This window comes from Bacillus sp. N13C7 (assembly GCF_026790065.1).
Lineage (GTDB): Bacteria > Bacillota > Bacilli > Bacillales > Bacillaceae > Bacillus.
This window is the reverse complement of record NZ_JALAMO010000012.1, coordinates 20,877-38,644: the sequence shown is the minus strand read 5'-3', so window position 1 is coordinate 38,644 and position 17,768 is coordinate 20,877. Positions and strand designations below refer to the sequence as shown.

The window sequence follows — 17,768 nt, the reverse complement described above, 5'->3', positions numbered from 1 at the left end:
TTAGGACAAACGTCCTTCATTCAATATAGTATCCATTTGTAAATTATATAACAAAAAAATGCTGAGGTCTCTGTCCTTACCTTAATAATTCTTAAACAATTAAAAAAACGGCCCACAGATGGGCCGCTCTTTTTTCAGACTGCTGTTTTCATTTTTTTCATGCCTTCAACAGCCTCTACGCTTTTCGCTTCATCGAATTCGTTTTCGCTTTTTGCAACAATTATTGTAGCGATCCCGTTTCCTATCAGGTTCACAATTGCCCTTCCTTCACTCATGAATCGGTCAACCCCAAGCAGGAGTGCAAGACCCTCCAGCGGAATGACCTGTAGCGCCGACAGTGTTGAAGCAAGGACAATAAATCCGCTTCCCGTCACACCTGCCGCTCCCTTCGATGTCAGCATCAGAACGAGGATAATTGTAATCTGCTGGCCGATGCTGAGGTCTACTCCAAACACCTGTGCCAGAAAGACGGTCGCCATTGATAAATAAATGGATGTGCCGTCGAGGTTGAACGAATAGCCCGTCGGAATAACAAGCCCGACAACGGATTTGGAACAGCCGTAGCGCTCCATTTTATCCATCATACGCGGAAGCACCGATTCTGATGAGCTTGTGCCAAGCACGATCAGAAGCTCATCTTTAATGAAGCGCAGATAATTCCACAGGCTGAATCCGTAAAGCTTGCAGATGATATTTAAAGCAACAAATACGAACAGGAACATCGTAATATAAACTGACATCATTAAACTTGCCAGCGGCTTGATGGAATCGAGACCGAAGTGCCCGATCGTATACGCCATCGCCCCGAAAGCCCCGATTGGCGCTGCACGCATGATATAGCCGATGATTTTGAAAAAGACGTGAGAAATCTTGTCGAAGAAATCAATGACGCTTTTCCCTTTTTCACCTAATGCCGCGAGACCGACTCCGAAAAGAATAGAAAAGAATAAGACCTGCAAAATGTCCCCTTTTGCGAAGGCATCAACCATGTTGGACGGAACAATGTGTGTGACAAATTCAACCCAGTCGATTCCCTGACCGCCATTTTGCGTGTATTGTGATACATCTCCCTTTTCAAGCTTGCTGTAATCAAGGCCTGCTCCCGGCTTCATGATATTTACGACAAATAAACCAATAATGAGTGCGAGGGTGGTGACAACCTCGAAATAAATAAACGCTTTTCCCCCTACTTTTCCAACCTTCTTCATATCGCCCATTTTTGCAATCCCGAGAACGATTGTGAAGAAAATGATTGGTGCGATCACCATTTTAACAGCGTTGATAAATGTATCGCCAAGCGGTTTCATCTCTTTGCCGACATCCGGCCAGACCAGCCCGACAATGACCCCGATGATGACCGCGGTAATGACCTGAACTGTTAAATTTTTAAACAGTTTCATATCCTTCATCCCCCTGTCCTATTCGCCTTTGTGTCTTTCTTACTAGAATGATAGCGTTTTCATACAGTCTGGGGAAGTTTATGATCATAACGGACATTTTGGTCTTTTTGGTCTCAGGTTATCCTATAAACACGTAACGGTTGACGGGCCGGCCGACTCCTCCGTATTGAACGTCCAGCTTGATCGTTCCGTTTTTTTCAAGGTAATCAAGGTATCGCCTGGCTGTCACTCTGGCGATGCCGAGCGCCTTGGCGACCTCTTCCGCAGAAAGTGATGCGGTTTGCTGTTTCAAAAAAGCAGTGACTTCATTCATCGTGAAATGATTTAACCCCTTCGGGAGCTCCTGAACGGCCTGCTGCGGAATATTCAGGATCGCATCAAGCTGCTCCTGGGACAGCGTATCATTCGCTTCGATTTTTTGTTTATATTGCTTGTACTTTTCAAGTGCCTGTCTCATTCGCTCAAGTTTAAACGGCTTTAAAATATAGTCAACCGCTCCGTTTTGCAGCATAAGGGAGATCGTTTCTTTGTCTTTTGCAGCGGAGACGACGATGACATCCACTTCAAGCTTTTGCTTTCTGATTTCCTGCAACGTTTTGATTCCGTCTTTTTTCGGCATGTACACATCGAGAATAACGAGGTCAGGCTGTTTTTCTTTAATCAGCTTGATGCCTTCTTCACCGTTTCCAGCTATTGCACAGACGTCGAAGCCTTTGACCGTTGTGATGAATTCCTTGTTTACCTCTTGAACCATCGGATCGTCTTCAATGAGCAGAACCTTCCATTCCTTACGAACCATGCTGTGCTTCCTCCCCCTTCATTGGAAAAATGATAGAAAAAGATGTTCCCCGTCCCGCGTGTGAATCGACCTCTATCGTACCCGATCCTTTGTCTGTAATTTGTTTCACTAAATAAAGGCCATAGCCTGTACCGCCTGTTTTGTTAACCGTAAATCCTTTGTCGTAAAGGTGCGGCATATGCGCCGGTTCAATTCCGCAGCCGTTATCTTCTATTAAAATGGCAAGGATATCATCCGTTTGTTCAATGCTGATGTCAATTCGTTTGTCATCAGATTGAACGGTTTCAAATGAACCGAAGGCATTTTCAATCAGATTGCCGAGGAGCACAACGATATCATGCTGATCAACATGCTCAGGAAATTGCTGGAGACTGCTGTTTTCATCAATATGAACAATAATGCCGAGCTCCCTCCCTCTTCTGACCTTACTTAACAGCAGGCCGGCCGCGGCGTCATTTTGAATCGACCGATGCAGAAACTCAGTCACATTTTCCTGCTCAGTTGACGCCTGGAATGCAAGCTGCAAGGCTTTTTCAGATTTCCCCAGCTGGATGAGACCGGCAATCGTATGCAGCTTATTCATATGCTCATGGTTTTGGACACGGAGCGCCTCTACAAAGTTTCTGACACCAGTCAATTCCTCTGCCATCTTGGCCGCTTCCGTTCTGTCCTGAAAAATCGCGACGGCGCCGATGACTTTTTTCTTCATGACAATCGGAATTCTGCTGCTCATGATGACCTTTCCGCTGACACGAATTTCTTCATTATAAACCGCTTTGTTCCGCTCCACGATTTCGGGCAGGCGCGAATCCTTGAGAACCTCCCAGATCACCTTTCCGACCAGATCCCCCTGCACCTCAAAGATCTGTTTCGCTTTTTCATTGAAAATTGTAATGATGAGCCGGTTGTCAATAGCGATCACGCCTTCATTCATTGAATGAAACGTCGCCGTCCGTTCTTCATACATCCGGACAATCTCATGGGGTTCAAGCTGAAACATTTGTTTTTTGATATGGCGGGCCAGCAGAAAGGAACCTGCAAGCCCGAAGCCAAGTGTCAGCACAACGATGAACGCAATATCACGCTTTAAATGAAGGAGGATGTCGGCGATCCCCGGCAGTGTTTTCCCGACAAGCACCACGCCGATCTGGTTCAGATCGTGATCCTTCACCGGGTAAAAAGCGCGAACCGCCGTGCCGATCTCACCCTTTGCTTCTGAGAAATAAATGTGCTCCGCAAACGCCGCCTCTTCGTCCGCACCCTCAGACTTTTTGCCGATGCTTGTACTGACAGGATGCGTGTAGCGGATGTGATTCATATCCATCACGACGATGTAATCTGCTTCATTAATCATCCTGATTTCTTCAACTGCGTGGCGAACAGCTTCTGTTTGTTTTTTTCGCGCCAAGGCCCCTTTTACTTCTGTCATCTCCGACACCGTCCGGGCCGTATTCATCAGCCGTTTCTTCAGCTCCCGCTCCTCTGTATGCTGGATATTGCCGATGAGTACAATGCCGCCGATCAAAAAGGAGAAAATGACGAGTATATAGGATAGGATCGTGATTTTCCAACGGATTGAGAGCTTCTTTTTGTTCATCAGCTTCTCCTTTCAGGTCTTTACGAATGGCATTGCCCCCATTATCCTAAACATAGGGGAGGGCTTTTCATGAAGAGTTTGCTTGCATGTCTCGCACTGATGATCGCCGGTATTGCAACCGCTTTATTTATCGGATTCCATGATCGCACCGGCAGTGAAGAGATTGTTTATGATGACGATCAGGAAGGCTTACAGGATCAAATTGTGTTTAAATTCAGCCATGTTGTTGCTGAAAACACACCAAAAGGGTTAGCTGCCAATAAGTTTGCCGAGCTGGTGAACGAAAAATCAGGCGGGAGAATCAAAATTGAGGTGTTCCCGAATGGAAGCCTGTATTCGGACATTGAAGAAATTGAAGCATTGCAAAACGGCGATGTTCAATTTATCGCCCCCTCTACATCAAAACTCGGCATGCTCTCGCCTGAATGGGGCGTATTGGATCTGCCGTATGCATTTACAGATTACGACGCCGTTAAAAAAGGGCTCAACGGCAGCATCGGCACGCAGCTGTTTGACTCTCTAAAGAAAAACCATTTGAAAGGCCTTGCCTATTGGACGAACGGTTTTAAGCAAATCACAACAAACCAAGGACCGGTCAAGACTCCGGACGATTTAAAAGGACAAGATCTCCGTATTATGCAAAGTGATGTAATAGAGAATCAATTCAAGCTGTTAGGCGCAACACCTCATCAGGAATCCTTCAACTCTACCTTTCAGCTGTTAGAAAACAATGTGGTCGACGGCGAAGAAAATACCATCTCAAACATCTATTCTAAAAAATTTTATAATGTTCAGGACTATTTGACAATAAGCAGCCACGGTTATCTAGGCTACGCTGTCATGACGGATGACCATTTCTGGAAGGCGCAAACACCGGAAACTCGGCGCATTTTGACGGAAGCGATGAAGGAAACGTCAGAGTGGAATGAGATGCATGCCGAACAAATGAATAAGGAGCAGCTGGAAGAAATCAAAAAGAATTCTTCTATTAACATCTACGAGCTGTCAGATCAAGAGAAAAAAGATTGGATGAAGCGCCTTGATCCTGTTTACCGTCAGTATGAGCCCATCTTTGGCCGGAAGCTGATTCAGGAGCTGTTAGACCTGCGAAAGGATTCGTAGTCCCCATCTCGATACGCTGTTTTCCGTTTATCTTTCGATCGATCGGAAATATAGAAAGAGATAGATAAATGAAAAAGGAGATGGGTACATGTTTAAGCACACAAAAATGCTGCAGCATCCAGCTAAACCAGATCGTCCAGATCCATTATTCGCTAAAAAAATGCAAGAAATTTTAGGCGGGCAATTCGGTGAAATTTCAGTTGCCATGCAGTACTTATTTCAAGGCTGGAATACAAGAGGAAATGAAAAATACAAAGATTTGCTGATGGATACGGCAACTGAGGAACTCGGGCATGTTGAAATGATCGCAACAATGATTGCGAGACTTCTTGAGAATGCCCCGCTTGATCAGCAGGAAAAAGCCGCTGAAGATCCGGTCATCGGCTCCATCCTGGGCGGCATGAATCCTCACCATGCCATTGTATCAGGACTTGGCGCCATGCCGGAAAGCAGTACAGGCGTACCTTGGAGCGGCGGTTATATCGTAGCAAGCGGAAACCTGCTGGCAGACTTCCGCGCTAACCTGAATGCGGAATCACAAGGCCGTCTGCAGGTCGCACGCCTATTTGAAATGACCGATGACAAAGGCGTCAAAGATATGCTCAGCTTCCTGCTGGCGCGTGATACGATGCACCAAAATCAATGGCTCGCTGCCATTAAAGAATTAGAAGCACAGGAAGGTCCGGTTGTGCCGGGGACTTTCCCTAAAGCTCTTGAAAAACAAGAGTTCTCGCATCAGCTTATCAATTTCTCTGAAGGCGAAGAAAGCGCCGAGCAAACCTGGCTGAACGAAAAAGCGCCGGACGGAGAAGCCTTTGAATATGTGAAAGAAGCAAAGGCGTTTGGAGAAAAACCGGAGTTAAAACCGGCGCCGCCATTTGTTCATAATACGCTTCCGGGACGCGAGTAAAGACACAAGCCCAAAACATGATGTTTTGGGCTTTCGTTATGCCTTCAGAACTGTCCAGCCTGGTTCGTACCGGATATCAGGGTGATGTAACAGATCGTGAACGAACGGTTCATCCTCTTCGTACAGCGCCACTTCTATCGAAAGAATCACTGCCTTCTGTTCATTTTCTTCGTATATGCTGTCGTGTTCATTCTCCATAAAATGATCATAGGCAGCTCTGTTCTCCCAAACACCGATGATCTCGGCGGTGAGCGGCCCGTTTGCTGTTTTTCGCCAGCCGCCGGCCTGTTTGATGAAGCCGCTTATATACGATAATGCTCCCCACTGTGACTGCGCTTTTGAAAATGCTTCAGCGTTTGCATCGTCTACTTCACACACAATCTTTTTGATTAGCATGGCTAACCCTTTATGATGACGGTTTTCGCGTGTTGATGCTCGACACAGAGATTCACTGTCCTGACGTAAGAGCGCGTGCGGTGCACGGTTCCTTTCGGGATCAGCAGGCTGTCATTTGCCTTGAGAACCGCGGTTTCTTTGTCCTGAAAATCGATCAGCAGCTCACCTTCAAGAACTATGAACCATTCATCTGAGTCAGGGTGATGGTGCCAGTCATATTCTCCTGTAAACACTGCAAGGCGCACGCAATGGTCGTTGACCTCTGAGATTGAAAAATTGGCGTGCTTTTCTTTGACATCATTTGCGATGGCGAGCAGGTTTTGCATTTTGGACATTAGCGAAAAACCCCTTTTTCAATAATTGTATTGTAATAGTGGCATAAATTGAGAAAATTCCTAAAATAAAAAGCGATCCAGCTGATGCGCCGGATCGCTTTTTACCTACAGGTTGTCTGCCTTTATGCTTTTGATTAGTCGTTGTTGCGGGCGTTACCGCCTTTTGAGCCAATTTCTTGATAGAATTCTTTATCATGATTTTTGCTAGTGGCTTCTCCGCCTTTACGGCCGATTTCTTGATAGAATTCTTTATCATGATTTTCGCTAGTGGCTTCTCCGCCTTTTTCGCCGATTTCTTGATAGAATTCTTTGTCATGATTTTTGCTTGTTGCTTCTCCGCCTTTTTCGCCGATTTCTTGATAGAATTCTTTGTCATGGTTTTTGCTAGTGGCTTCTCCGCCTTTTTTTCCAATCTCTTGATAGAATTCTTTATCATGGTTTTTACTTGTTGTTTCTCCGCCTTTTCTACCTGCTTCTTCTCTGCTCATTTTGTTATCGTCTGCCATTTTGAATTCCTCCTTTAATTGGTGTTGGTTGTTGTATTCCCGCTCATAATTCTTTTAAACAAACAAAACACATTGGGTGTGTTTCCACTAAAGAAAGCAGGCGGAGCGCGGTGCCCGTCTGCTTTCTTTGTTATTCCATCCCTTGTTCTGTTTCTTTCAGCCGCTCTAGAACGCGCCGTTTTTTGTAAAGCATCATGCCTGTTTCGGTAATGTCGTTTAATGTCGAGCGATTGGCTGCGGCGCCAAAGACCATTCCGGCGACAGGCACCATTTGAAAAAGCTTTTTCCATCCAAATGTGTCGCGGTAGCCTAAAACGACTTCACGCCAGCCTTGGATTTGAGAAGCGACATTTTTATATGTACGATCTTGATCGTAGTCTTTTAATTCCTGCAAAATCGACTTTTTGCCGACAACATCAGCCGATGTCAGCTGCAAACATTTTACGATGAAGACCCGCTCTTTTTTCTCCTTTGGATCATAGCCGTAAGCAACCGCGATATCCTGCAACGTTTTTAGCGACAGGCCAAGCACGGCCGGAATATCAGCCGCCAGCGTAAACACGCCGCCCACACCCGTGGTCGCGCCTTGAACAGTTGCAGCGTTGATTCTGTTTTTGCCCATCCCTTCCGCAATTTCATCCATGACAGAAAGAGGCGCTTTTTGTACATCTTCGAGTGATTCGAAGATCTCCTCCGGCAGTTTCTTTTGAAACATGTTGATTATTTGTTTTTCAGAAGTCAGGTATTGCCCTCCTGTTTGAACAAAGCTGCCGACCTCATCCAAGAGCTTGCCGATTTTTTTCTGGATGAATTCCGGCGTCAGCTTGTCCAGCAGCTGAAACGGGAGACGGCTGAGCTTTTCCCAAAACCAGACTTTTTGCTGATCTCTTTCCCATTTCTCTATTTCTTTTAACTGCTGCTGTAAGTCTTCTTTTCGTTCTGTTATCACCCAACTCGCACTTCCCTTCCGAATTCTACTATATAGTATACCTTCATTTTCTCAGAAACGTTTTTATTTTTCGCCTGCGGGTACCATTTTTATAAAAAGAAAAGGAGTGATGGACATGCCTTGGTCGATGAAGGATTATCCAGCTTCATTAAAAAATCTCGAAAAGCCGGTGAAGAAGAAAGCGATTGACATTGCGAATGCGATGATTGATGAGGGCTATGAGGAAGGACGCGCGATTCCGATTGCGACAAGCAAAGCAAAGGAATGGGCGGAAAATGCCTCTAAAGAAGAAATTGATGATTTCCTCAAGCACGATGATGAGACAGAACGCGATAAAGATTCAATCAGAAGCAACGGTCCTGAGCTCATGGATAAAGCAGAGCATGTCATCAAGCATAAAGACGGCTGGGCGGTCAAAGCCGAGGATGCCAAACGTGTGTCTGAGATCAAGGATACAAAGAAAGAAGCCATTGAAAGGGCAAAGGAGATCGCAGCGAATAAAGGCACTGATGTCATTGTTCATTTGGCTGACGGCAGCGTACAGCGAAAGATCAAAACAGGATCGTCATAAAGCAATATGCTTTTCCGTGTTTCGGATTTGGCAGGATCGGTTATTGATCAGTAAATCATTTATGAGAGGTGAGCATAATGCTTAGCTTTTTGGTTTCATTAGTCGTAGCTATCGTCATCGGATTAATCGGTAGCGCCATCGTGGGAAATCGGATGCCGGGAGGAATTTTCGGCTCTATGATTGCCGGTCTGATCGGCGCATGGATCGGACACGGGCTCCTTGGCACTTGGGGACCTAGCCTCGGCGGCTTTGCTATTTTCCCGGCAATCATTGGGGCCGCCATCTTCGTATTCTTGCTGAGCCTCGTATTCCGCGGACTGCGGAAAGAAGCTTAAACCTATTTAATACAGGGGGCATCGTTTCGAACTGAAACGATGTCTTTTTATTTATGGGACCTTATACGAATTCCTACATATCATGTTACATAACAGGGGAAAATTTGAGAGTGTATTTTAAACATCTTCGGTTGACAAGAAACCCGGATGGTCATATGATGTAGATAAAATAATTTGGTTTAAGGAAACTCTTTGTTGTATGGCAAAAACAATCAGAATTCAGGTGAGACATGATGAACAAGGACATCACAGCACAATCTCCCCGTTCCAAAGCAGTCCAAGATGCGCTTGACGGGAAAAGCAGAGGATTCAGAGGACTGCTCCCATTTCTGGGCCCTGCGTTTATAGCAGCCATCGCCTATATTGATCCCGGCAACTTCGCAACGAATATATCGGCGGGTTCTAAATACGGATATATGCTGCTATGGGTGATTTTATTTTCTAATATCATGGCGCTTTTAATCCAATCACTTTCCGCCAAACTCGGTATTGCGACAGGCAAAAATCTGCCTGAGGTTGCCCGCGAAGAATTCCCGAAGCCTGTCTCCATCGGATTATGGATTCAGGGCGAGCTGGTCATTATTGCAACTGATCTGGCGGAATTTATCGGAGCGGCTCTGGGACTGTATTTGCTGTTCGGCATCCCGATGCTTGAAGCGTCAATTATAGCGGCGATCGGCTCTTTCGCGATATTGGAGCTTCAGCGCCGCGGTTATCGCTCACTTGAAGCCGGAATTGCCGGTATGCTGTTTGTAGTGGTAATCGCCTTTGCACTGCAGACCTTTTTCGCAAAGCCTGATGCCGCGTCAGTGATGAAGGGCCTTTTTGTTCCGGCGTTTCACGGCACTGACAGTGTGCTTCTCGCAGCGGGTATTCTCGGCGCAACCGTTATGCCGCACGCCATTTATTTACACTCTGCCCTTACACAGCGGCGGGTGGTCGGCAAAACGGATGCGGAACGGAAAAAAATCTTTAGATTCGAATTTATTGATATTTTAATAGCGATGTTGATTGCAGGTGCTATTAATGCGAGTATGCTGATTGTGGCTGCCGCTCTATTTTTCAAAAACGGGCTGTTTGTCGAGGATCTTGACGTCGCATTTCAACAATTCGGGCAACTTGTCAGCCCTGTGTCAGCGGTTTTATTTGGGATCGGGCTGCTCGTTGCTGGACTATCCAGCTCGTCTGTCGGCACACTGTCAGGCGACGTGATCATGCAAGGATTTATCAACTACCGCATCCCGCTGTATGTACGGCGTTTTATCACGATCATTCCGCCGATCCTGATCATCGCGTCAGGCGTCAATCCGACGACCGCTCTCGTGCTGAGCCAGGTTGTACTCTCCTTCGGCATCGCGTTTGCCTTAATCCCGCTTATTATGTTTACAAGCAATAAACGGATTATGGGGCCGCTTATCAACGCCAAATGGGTCACAGTAGTGTCCTGGCTGATCGCTGTATTGATCGTCGCTTTGAATGTGTTTTTAATTATTGATACGTTCCGTTAGAAAAAAACCGGCTGTTTGAAGGCCGGTTTTTTTCTTGTTGTCCAAAGCTCGTTCATATCCTTTTTGACAGAAATTTGTTATGATAGAAGAAAAAATCGGAGTTTTGATAATGTCAGTATTTATTCTGTTTTATTTGTGGATTGTACCTATTGTAATCGGAATTTTATGTTCTGTTGCTGCCTATAAATCCAAGGGAAAAATGAGAGTCGCGCCCGGCATTGCCATGATCGTGCTCAGTATCATCTCCTTGATTACCGCGTTTACGGCCGGACACACGAATTTCCACGTGTTTATCGGCGGCATGTTTTTATTCGGCACCTTATTGGTTGGTTCTGCATTTCCGTTCTTTTTCGGGCTTAAGAAAAAAGAGAAATAGCTCGGTAAGGTTTGACAAGAATAAACATATGAAACATACAAGGACAAATGCATCTTTTTGCTGTGAAAAAAGATGCATTTGTCCTTTTTTTCGTTTGGAGGTTTGGAGTATGGCGATAATGAGGAAAGGCTTCTAAATCATTCCTGAACATATAACGATAATTTTTAGGCGTAAACATGTTATTCTCCTCTTACAAAAACCACATGTATTTCCAACGCAAAAAAACAGGGGCTTCTAAGGGCCCCTGTTTTTTAGAATAACCGTTTCAAACTTTTCTTCAGTGACGGCATTTCGATTTTTTGGTTTTCAAAGAAATTTTTCAGCATGTACTTGCTAAAGCCTTTTGCCTGTCCGTAGGTGATTTTGCCAGGCAGCGGCGGTTCATTTCCGATCATGACGTCCACAACGGTCGGCTGGTCAGAGTGCAGCGCCTCATGGAAAGCCGGCGCAAGCTCTTCCGCTTTGGTCACTTTGATGCCCTTTGCTCCGCAGCTTTCTGCAAATGCGGCATAGTCGACATTTTGAAGTTTTGTGACATAGTCGATATTGCCTTTGACCTGCTGCTCATATTCGATCATGCCAAGATTTTCGTTGTTTAAAATCACAACGGTGATCGGGAGCTTGTATTTGACTGCGGTCGGGAGATCCTGCATGACCATAGAAAAGCCCCCGTCACCGCAGACCGCGATCGCCTGTCGCTCCGGTTCGGCCAAGCTTGAGGCAATTGCTCCCGGCAGTCCGCAGCCCATTGTCGCAAGCCAGCTGGAAACAATGAAATCCTGGTTCGCGTTCATTTTGAAATGACGTGCCATCCAAACGGTAACAGTGCCGACATCTACAGAGAGCACTGCATCTTCGGCTGCCGCTTCCTGAAGGCGTGCCACGACCTGCTGGGGTTTAAGCGGTATTGCCGCCTCTGTCTCATCTTTTTCAATTTCGTTCCACCAATGCTGCATATGTTCCGTGCAGGCATTCAGGAATCTTCTGTCTTCCTTCCGTTCAATATACTCTGTCAATTCACGCAGACCGAGAGCCGAATCACAAACAAGGCCTGCTGTCACCGGATAGCGCTTTCCGATTTTCGCCGGGTCTGAATCAAGCTGGATCGCCGGCGTGTCATCAGGCAAATAATCGCGGTACGGAAATGAAGTCCCGAGCATGATTAATAAATCACATTCCTCCATTGCCTCGTAAGCCGGCTTTGTGCCGATCTGCCCGAGGTTGCCGAGAAAATGCGGATGCTGATCGGGAACAACGCCCTTTGCCGGAAGCGTGACAACGATCGGGGCGGCCGCTTTGTCTGCAAACTCCAGCAGCTCGCGTTTCGCCTTTTTCATTCCCTGCCCCGCCAAAATAATTGGCTTCTTGGCGTTATTTATATATTGCGCACAAGTGACGAGCTGTTCTTTTTTCGGCTCAAGATTCCCTTCAATATAGACTGGTGAAGTGTACACTGGTTCTCGTTTGATTTTCTCCGCAAACAAATCATCTGACACGCTCAATACCGCGACGCCTTTTTTGCTGTAGGCGGTGCGAATCGCCTGATTCAAGAGATCCGGCAGCGATTCTGCGCTATGTACCTCCCTGTTGAAGACAGCCACGTCCTCAAACATTTGCTCAAGCTTGATCTCCTGAAAATAATCCCGTCCTACCTCGCCTGATGAGACCTGTCCTGCAATCGCCAGCACAGGGGCGCCGTCCGCTTTTGCATCATATAAACCATTTAATAAGTGAACCGCACCCGGCCCTGCGATCGACAGGCAGACGCCGATCTTGCCGGTGAGTTTTGCCTCAGCCGCGGCTGCCAGCGCTGCCACCTCTTCATGGCGGGTTTGAATGAATTCCAACTGATTTCTTTCGTGTCTTAATTCTTCAATAAATTCATTTATACTGTCTCCGGGGATGCCGTAAACATGATCAACTCCCCATTGCTCAAGCAGTTCTGCCATTGCTTGTCCTGCAGTTTTGTGTGCCATGACGTATCCTCCTTTTTCCTTTTTTCAATACCACAGGAGAAAGGCTTTAAAACCCGGAGACTTTATCGTTTGCTAAGTCTTCTTTTGAGCAGGTCAATCGCCGCAAGCATGCCGCAGTCCTTGAGAGTGACATTTACATCTCGAGCACCATTCATGAAATCTTTGATTTGCCTTTTTCGGTTTGGCACCATAAAAAGCGGCAAACGCTGCGGAGAAAACCACTTCAAACCTGCTGTCTCCATGCCGTTTGCAATTGCTCGTCCACCTGTTATGTTTCCGGCAAACACATACTGTTCATCTTGAAACTTGGGTCTTTGATAGACACCAATTTTTGCTGAAAGCATTGCGTTGTACCCCGTTTCTTCCAATACCTCCCTGACTGCCGCTGCCTCTGCTGTTTCACTAAGATCAACCCTGCCGCCCGGCAGATCCCATAAAGGAACGTCTTTTCGTTTAACCAGCAGAATCTGATGCTTCTCGTTCGATAGAATGACAAATGCGCCTTGTGTATCCATTTTACTTCTCCTCTTTTTCCGCAAAAAAAGACCAAGGTGATCCCCTTGGTCCTAGATCTTTACTTTTTAAAATGATACGGCAGTGTGGCAACGATTATGTCCTTTTTCCAGAACAGCCGAACTCTGAGGAGGAAGGCTGATTGGTTGTGAAGGATGGTGTGCCAGCGTTTTTTCGTAATAAACTGCGGAAACAGCACCATGACGGAAAACTGCTCCTTCTTCGCTTTTGCTTCTACTGTTTCCAAAAACTTATCAAACGGATGGACAAGGCTTCTGTACGAGGAGTGAAGCGTAACGAGACGCACTCCGTTATTGAGCTCTTCCCAGCGCTTTTCGACTTTCTTTTCCTGTTCTCTGTCAAATGACACGTGAACGGCAATCACCTGATCGGACAATGACTTCGCGTATTGAATCGATTTTTGCACAACGGTGGTGACACCGGCTACAGGCACAATCACAACCGTGCCCTTGATTTCTTCCGGCTGTTTGTCTACGATGCGAAGCTGTTCGCCGACAGCGGTGTAATGATTTTTAATCGCAAAAAACAACAGAACGACGATAGGCATAAAGATTAAAACAGGCCATACAACATTAAACTTCGTCACAAACAGGATCGACAGAACCATAAACGATATCAAAGCGCCGCAAGAGTTGATCAGCATTTTTCCGATCCAGCCCTTTGGTTTTTGCTTGATCCATTTGATGCACATGCCGGTTTGCGAAAGCGTAAATGGAATAAATACGCCGACAGCATATAACGGAATTAAGTGCTCTGTCTGTCCGCCGAATAACAGGATGAGCACAATGGAAGCAACGCCTAAAAAGATAATCCCATTTGAGAAGCCTAGGCGGTCGCCTCTGACTGTAAACATACGCGGCATATATTGGTCTCTCGCCAGGTTGAAGGCAAGCTGCGGGAAGGCTGAAAATCCCGTGTTTGCCGCAAGAATCAAAATAAGCGATGTGACACCTTGGATGACATAGTAGAACACATTCCGCCCAAAGGTTTCGGACGCAATTTGTGAAACCACCGTTTCATCAGGCTTTGGCGCCGTTCCATATCCGTATGCCAACACTGTAATGCCGGCAAACAGAATGGCCAGCAAAATCCCCATCATTGCAAGCGTTCTTGCTGCATTTCGTGCAGGCGGGTTTTTGAATGCAGGAATCGCGTTAGAAATGGCCTCAACCCCGGTCAGCGCTGAGCAGCCAGATGAGAAAGCCTTCAGCAGTAAAAACAGCGTAATACCCGCTACCGGTGTGCCGAGCGGTGTATGATGGACTGGCTGGTCAATTTGCCCCGTCATGAGTTTAAACAACCCGACTGCAATGAGCACCAAAAGCGCCACCACAAACAGGTAAACCGGATAGGCAAGAATTGATGCCGATTCCGAGAGTCCGCGCAGGTTCAAAATCATAATGACTAACACCAGAAAAACAGCGATCGGCACATGGTAATCATGCAATGCAGGAAAGGCTGACGTGATGGCGTCGGTACCTGCGGAAATACTGACTGCTACTGTTAAAATATAATCGACAAGCAGTGAGCCGCCTGCGATCAATCCCGGCTTTTCACCGAGGTTTTCTCTTGAAACGACATACGCCCCGCCGCCCTGTGGGTAAGCGTAAATAATCTGCCTGTATGAAAGAATCAGTGCGAGCAGCAATATGAGAACGCCAACCGCAATCGGAATAGAGTACCAAAATGCGGCAGCACTGATTGTTGCCAAAATGATCAAAATTTGTTCTGTCCCGTATGCAACAGATGACAGCGCATCTGAGGAAAGCATTGCCAAGGCTTTTAATTTCGTCAGCTTTTGCTCTCCAGCTGCTTGAGATTTTAATGGTTTCCCAATCAAAAAACGTTTGATTGAATGATACATCGATGTCTTCCCCTTTTTATTACTCATTTTTCAATGAAAACAATAAACCATCAGCATCCTGCTCTCACATTTTGCAATAGTCCTTTCTGCTATGATGTCTCTGTATGCGATTTACATTCAAAAAAATGAACGGCAAAAAACACAGAGGCAAACGGATGCCCCTGTGCCATTACATCGAACACAGGTTTCATTCATCTCCTCTCACGAACGCTTACGAGGTTAGCTGACGGATTCGGGCATATGAGAGTTAGCCCTACCTAAAAAGGATTCACCCCAACGGCAAAAAAGCCGTTCTGATTGGGTCCCCCGCTCTGATTTCAGATTAAGCGATTTGTTTTATAAAAGAGATCATACTCCCGTTCTCGCACGTTGTAAAGGGGCTTTCGGCTGGACGAGAAAAAATAAAATGACAGGTTCCACAAATGGAATTTACATACCAAAAACAAAAAAACAGAGGCTAGATTGCCTCTGTTTTATTCTGTATCTGTCTTTCTTTTTCTGCGTCTTATTACGGCAATCCAAATGAACACTGCCGCAACCACCATAATGAGGGCCAGCACACCAATATACATCCATTTCTGGTTATGATCCTGGGATGGCTGTTCTGCGCTGGAACTGTTTGCTTCTGATTTGAGCTGCTGGTGGTTTGTAAACACCTGCTGGCTATTTGTTTCATTCACGACGGTTGATGAGTCATCGGTGCTGTTCAAATAATTAATGATTTCTTTCGTGACGGCCGTGCCATTTCCTGCTGACGGTGCAAAGACGGCCATTGTGTAGCCTGAATCCCAAATAGATGCTTGGGTAAATGCTACTTGTTTTGTCGTCTCATTCAGCATCTCAAACCCTGATACATCAAACGAACCGTTCTTCGCTTGCGGCACAAGCAGATCTGATGATTTCTCCTTTAGAAGAGGAAATTGATTGATGCCCCCTATGAAAATGAGGTTCCGCCCCTTGGCATCATTTGCTGTTACGTCAGATGATTTCTTTATCGTATATGAATGCTGTGCTTCGCTGCCAAAGGACTCTGTTACGAGAGAAAGCTCCTTAAGCTTCGATTGGCTTACGTTATCAGGAAGCAGAATCAGCGTTGTCTGTTCCTGATGTCCGGCGTAAGGAAGCGGCCACTCTTGAAAATCTGCTGACGGAGACATGCCTTTGATGGCGTATGATAATGTACTGTTTTTATCGATAAAAACCCACTTTTCTTCATCAGTCGTATTGCAAGGGTTGTTTTCCTTTAAACCGGTCGTGACAAACTGAATATCAATGTAGCGGTTTTTTTGCAGCAGCTTAGGGTCCACTTTCACTGTGACATGATAGAATCCGTTTTTATCTTCTTTTCCTAATTCATCAAGCCGGACCGAGTGCGGCTGGCCGTTGATCATCACTTTCAGTTCTGCAGCCTGAGAGGCTGACTCGTTTTCAGCCGTTGAGGCTTGAATCGTTTCGGACTTCTTTAGTTTAAGCGACAGCTTCGCTGATTGTTTTTGATCTAAAACCGCCGATGCAGGGTAAAAGTAATGGGCGGAAGATGTTTTGTCAGCTCCAATTGTGATGTCATCCGCTCCAAAATTTTCGAGAGTCAGCTTATTGCTTTCCTTTTTATCAGCCTGCTGAAGTTTGCTGATAGAGAGTGTATCGCCGCTGAGCTGGCCTGTGTAAGCTTGATCCGTAATGACGCTGATTTTTTCAGTGAGAACGTCAGCGGACGCCGCTTGCGCAAACAGAACCGGCTGCTGTTTTCCCCCTGCTTTCAGCACCCGCTCCGCAAGCAGAAGGTTTTCTCCTTTTGCCTGTAAGCCGGCCTGTTTCATCAGCTTTTTCACCTTGCTGTTCCAATGCTTGTCCACCCCGATGAAAATCGTCGGCTTGTCGATTTTTTTCAGTTCAGATTCCGTGAGATACGAAATGCTGACACTGCTGTCCACGGTTTTTAAATACCCCTCTGTTTTCACTGCGGCTTCAATTTCCGCCGAACTTGGGTCATCTGGTATGACAATAGCGGTTTTTTCCGCTGTATTTCCCGATTGGGCGAAAGGATACGGATAATGGTCCAGCGATGTTCCTTTCGCTTCACTGCTGTCTGCCAGCGTCAGGCGGCTGTCCGGATAAATTTTGATCCAGTTGCCGGACGTATCCTGTCTGACGCACACGCCCTCTTTCATTACGCCGTAGAATTTCAGCGATACGTTGTGATAGCCTTGCGCTGACTGGCTTTTGTTCAGGTTCAGCTTCACTGTTTTCCGTTTGGCATCGCCATCAAGCTTTAAGGTTTTGACCGGTTCATCGTCAATGACAGCCGTTAATGATGATGGAGAAATTAAAAGATTTGATGCCTCGTACTCAATCACCAATTGCTGATTGCCTGAAGAAGCGCCTGCCGGGATTTGATACGTCAGCTCTGCGCTGTCTTTTGAGCCGTACAATGTAATCAGGTCGCTTGTCAGCACCTGCTGTTTGGCTTGTTCTTGGCTGCTTTTTCCAAGAAGCGCGCCGCTGACCTGCACCTCTTTGGCAAAAGCCGTTTGTCCGGCCATCGCCAGCAGCATGAAGCTTGTAAGAAAAATCATTATTTGTTTCAAAA

17 protein-coding genes and 1 riboswitch are annotated in these 17,768 nt (G+C 46.2%); of the genes, 6 read left to right on the top strand and 11 right to left on the bottom strand.

Translation table 11 applies throughout. From position 1 onward, the window contains the following. Window positions 1-134: 134 nt before the first annotated feature. From dctP to dctS, 3 genes are all read right to left on the bottom strand, one after another. Complete coding sequence (gene dctP, locus MOB98_RS13755; RefSeq protein WP_268359165.1) at window positions 135-1,400, bottom strand: C4-dicarboxylate transporter DctP; 1,266 nt, start codon at window positions 1,398-1,400, stop codon at window positions 135-137. Between the two features lie 118 nt (window positions 1,401-1,518). Beyond that, the gene (gene dctR / locus MOB98_RS13750; protein WP_268359166.1) at window positions 1,519-2,199 is read right to left on the bottom strand and encodes a two-component system response regulator DctR; all 681 of its coding nucleotides are present in this window, start codon (window positions 2,197-2,199) and stop codon (window positions 1,519-1,521) included. Continuing rightward, a complete protein-coding gene (gene dctS, locus MOB98_RS13745) occupies window positions 2,189-3,796 on the bottom strand; it encodes a two-component system sensor histidine kinase DctS (RefSeq protein ID WP_268359167.1) in 1,608 nt (535 codons plus the stop codon). Before dctS ends, dctR begins: the two co-directional genes overlap by 11 nt. A gap of 69 nt (window positions 3,797-3,865) precedes the next feature. On the opposite strand from dctS, the gene dctB reads away from it, so the two are divergent. Both dctB and MOB98_RS13735 read left to right on the top strand, forming a co-directional pair. Continuing rightward, the gene (gene dctB, locus MOB98_RS13740; protein ID WP_268359168.1) at window positions 3,866-4,918 is read left to right on the top strand and encodes a C4-dicarboxylate TRAP transporter substrate-binding protein DctB; all 1,053 of its coding nucleotides are present in this window, start codon (window positions 3,866-3,868) and stop codon (window positions 4,916-4,918) included. A gap of 88 nt (window positions 4,919-5,006) precedes the next feature. Next, a complete protein-coding gene (locus MOB98_RS13735) occupies window positions 5,007-5,828 on the top strand; it encodes a manganese catalase family protein (RefSeq protein ID WP_268359170.1) in 822 nt (273 codons plus the stop codon). A 36-nt stretch (window positions 5,829-5,864) separates the two neighbouring features. Here the strand turns inward: MOB98_RS13735 and MOB98_RS13730 are convergent, their stop codons facing one another. The 4 genes from MOB98_RS13730 to MOB98_RS13715 form a co-directional block, all read right to left on the bottom strand. Continuing rightward, the gene (locus MOB98_RS13730) at window positions 5,865-6,224 is read right to left on the bottom strand and encodes a YdbC family protein (RefSeq protein WP_268359171.1); all 360 of its coding nucleotides are present in this window, start codon (window positions 6,222-6,224) and stop codon (window positions 5,865-5,867) included. Window positions 6,225-6,226: 2 nt separating this feature from the next. Beyond that, on the bottom strand, window positions 6,227-6,559 hold the full coding sequence (locus MOB98_RS13725; RefSeq protein ID WP_268359172.1) for a cupin domain-containing protein: 333 nt from the start codon (window positions 6,557-6,559) through the stop codon (window positions 6,227-6,229). 134 nt (window positions 6,560-6,693) lie between these two features. After that, window positions 6,694-7,065, bottom strand: coding sequence for a glucose starvation-inducible protein GsiB (gene gsiB, locus MOB98_RS13720; RefSeq protein WP_268359173.1), 372 nt, complete (start codon window positions 7,063-7,065; stop codon window positions 6,694-6,696). A 130-nt stretch (window positions 7,066-7,195) separates the two neighbouring features. Further along, window positions 7,196-8,014 carry an EcsC family protein gene (locus MOB98_RS13715; protein ID WP_268359174.1) on the bottom strand — a complete coding sequence of 273 codons (819 nt, stop codon included), beginning with the start codon at window positions 8,012-8,014 and terminating at the stop codon, window positions 7,196-7,198. A 115-nt stretch (window positions 8,015-8,129) separates the two neighbouring features. Here MOB98_RS13715 and MOB98_RS13710 point away from each other — a divergent pair, with 115 nt between their 5' ends. The 4 genes from MOB98_RS13710 (at window position 8,130) to MOB98_RS13695 (ending at window position 10,804) form a co-directional block, all read left to right on the top strand. Beyond that, window positions 8,130-8,585, top strand: coding sequence for a DUF2188 domain-containing protein (locus MOB98_RS13710; RefSeq protein WP_268359175.1), 456 nt, complete (start codon window positions 8,130-8,132; stop codon window positions 8,583-8,585). A gap of 77 nt (window positions 8,586-8,662) precedes the next feature. Then, window positions 8,663-8,920 carry a GlsB/YeaQ/YmgE family stress response membrane protein gene (locus tag MOB98_RS13705; RefSeq protein ID WP_268359176.1) on the top strand — a complete coding sequence of 86 codons (258 nt, stop codon included), beginning with the start codon at window positions 8,663-8,665 and terminating at the stop codon, window positions 8,918-8,920. A 230-nt stretch (window positions 8,921-9,150) separates the two neighbouring features. Then, window positions 9,151-10,428: an Nramp family divalent metal transporter gene (locus MOB98_RS13700; protein WP_268359177.1), complete on the top strand. Its 1,278-nt coding sequence runs from the start codon at window positions 9,151-9,153 to the stop codon at window positions 10,426-10,428. Between the two features lie 109 nt (window positions 10,429-10,537). Beyond that, window positions 10,538-10,804, top strand: coding sequence for a hypothetical protein (locus MOB98_RS13695; RefSeq protein WP_024714475.1), 267 nt, complete (start codon window positions 10,538-10,540; stop codon window positions 10,802-10,804). Between the two features lie 251 nt (window positions 10,805-11,055). Here MOB98_RS13695 and MOB98_RS13690 read toward each other — a convergent pair whose 3' ends face one another. The 4 genes from MOB98_RS13690 to MOB98_RS13675 form a co-directional block, all read right to left on the bottom strand. Beyond that, on the bottom strand, window positions 11,056-12,780 hold the full coding sequence (locus MOB98_RS13690) for a pyruvate oxidase (RefSeq protein ID WP_268359178.1): 1,725 nt from the start codon (window positions 12,778-12,780) through the stop codon (window positions 11,056-11,058). A gap of 62 nt (window positions 12,781-12,842) precedes the next feature. Further along, entirely contained in the window at window positions 12,843-13,295 is a 453-nt protein-coding gene (locus MOB98_RS13685; protein WP_268359180.1) for an NUDIX hydrolase, read from the bottom strand. A 59-nt stretch (window positions 13,296-13,354) separates the two neighbouring features. Further along, window positions 13,355-15,178 (bottom strand): potassium transporter KimA, encoded by a 1,824-nt coding sequence (gene kimA / locus MOB98_RS13680; RefSeq protein WP_268367130.1) that lies wholly within the window; start codon window positions 15,176-15,178, stop codon window positions 13,355-13,357. A 193-nt stretch (window positions 15,179-15,371) separates the two neighbouring features. Then, a riboswitch (cyclic di-AMP (ydaO/yuaA leader) is annotated at window positions 15,372-15,517 on the bottom strand. A 134-nt stretch (window positions 15,518-15,651) separates the two neighbouring features. After that, window positions 15,652-17,766, bottom strand: a complete 2,115-nt coding sequence (locus MOB98_RS13675) for a cellulose biosynthesis cyclic di-GMP-binding regulatory protein BcsB (RefSeq protein ID WP_268358311.1) — start codon at window positions 17,764-17,766, stop codon at window positions 15,652-15,654. Between the last annotated feature and the right edge of the window lie 2 nt (window positions 17,767-17,768).

Bases quoted from the DNA above. Each gene is read 5' to 3' on its own strand.
- MOB98_RS13735 (WP_268359170.1), top strand. From the start codon at position 5,007: ATGTTTAAGCACACAAAAATGCTGCAGCATCCAGCTAAACCAGATCGT.
- MOB98_RS13705 (WP_268359176.1), top strand. From the start codon at position 8,663: ATGCTTAGCTTTTTGGTTTCATTAGTCGTAGCTATCGTCATCGGATTA.
- dctR (WP_268359166.1), bottom strand. From the start codon at position 2,199: ATGGTTCGTAAGGAATGGAAGGTTCTGCTCATTGAAGACGATCCGATG.
- dctB (WP_268359168.1), top strand. From the start codon at position 3,866: ATGAAGAGTTTGCTTGCATGTCTCGCACTGATGATCGCCGGTATTGCA.
- dctS (WP_268359167.1), bottom strand. From the start codon at position 3,796: ATGAACAAAAAGAAGCTCTCAATCCGTTGGAAAATCACGATCCTATCC.
- MOB98_RS13690 (WP_268359178.1), bottom strand. From the start codon at position 12,780: ATGGCACACAAAACTGCAGGACAAGCAATGGCAGAACTGCTTGAGCAA.
- MOB98_RS13685 (WP_268359180.1), bottom strand. From the start codon at position 13,295: ATGGATACACAAGGCGCATTTGTCATTCTATCGAACGAGAAGCATCAG.
- MOB98_RS13700 (WP_268359177.1), top strand. From the start codon at position 9,151: ATGATGAACAAGGACATCACAGCACAATCTCCCCGTTCCAAAGCAGTC.
- MOB98_RS13710 (WP_268359175.1), top strand. From the start codon at position 8,130: ATGCCTTGGTCGATGAAGGATTATCCAGCTTCATTAAAAAATCTCGAA.
- MOB98_RS13730 (WP_268359171.1), bottom strand. From the start codon at position 6,224: ATGCTAATCAAAAAGATTGTGTGTGAAGTAGACGATGCAAACGCTGAA.
- MOB98_RS13725 (WP_268359172.1), bottom strand. From the start codon at position 6,559: ATGTCCAAAATGCAAAACCTGCTCGCCATCGCAAATGATGTCAAAGAA.
- gsiB (WP_268359173.1), bottom strand. From the start codon at position 7,065: ATGGCAGACGATAACAAAATGAGCAGAGAAGAAGCAGGTAGAAAAGGC.
- dctP (WP_268359165.1), bottom strand. From the start codon at position 1,400: ATGAAACTGTTTAAAAATTTAACAGTTCAGGTCATTACCGCGGTCATC.
- MOB98_RS13695 (WP_024714475.1), top strand. From the start codon at position 10,538: ATGTCAGTATTTATTCTGTTTTATTTGTGGATTGTACCTATTGTAATC.
- kimA (WP_268367130.1), bottom strand. From the start codon at position 15,178: ATGTATCATTCAATCAAACGTTTTTTGATTGGGAAACCATTAAAATCT.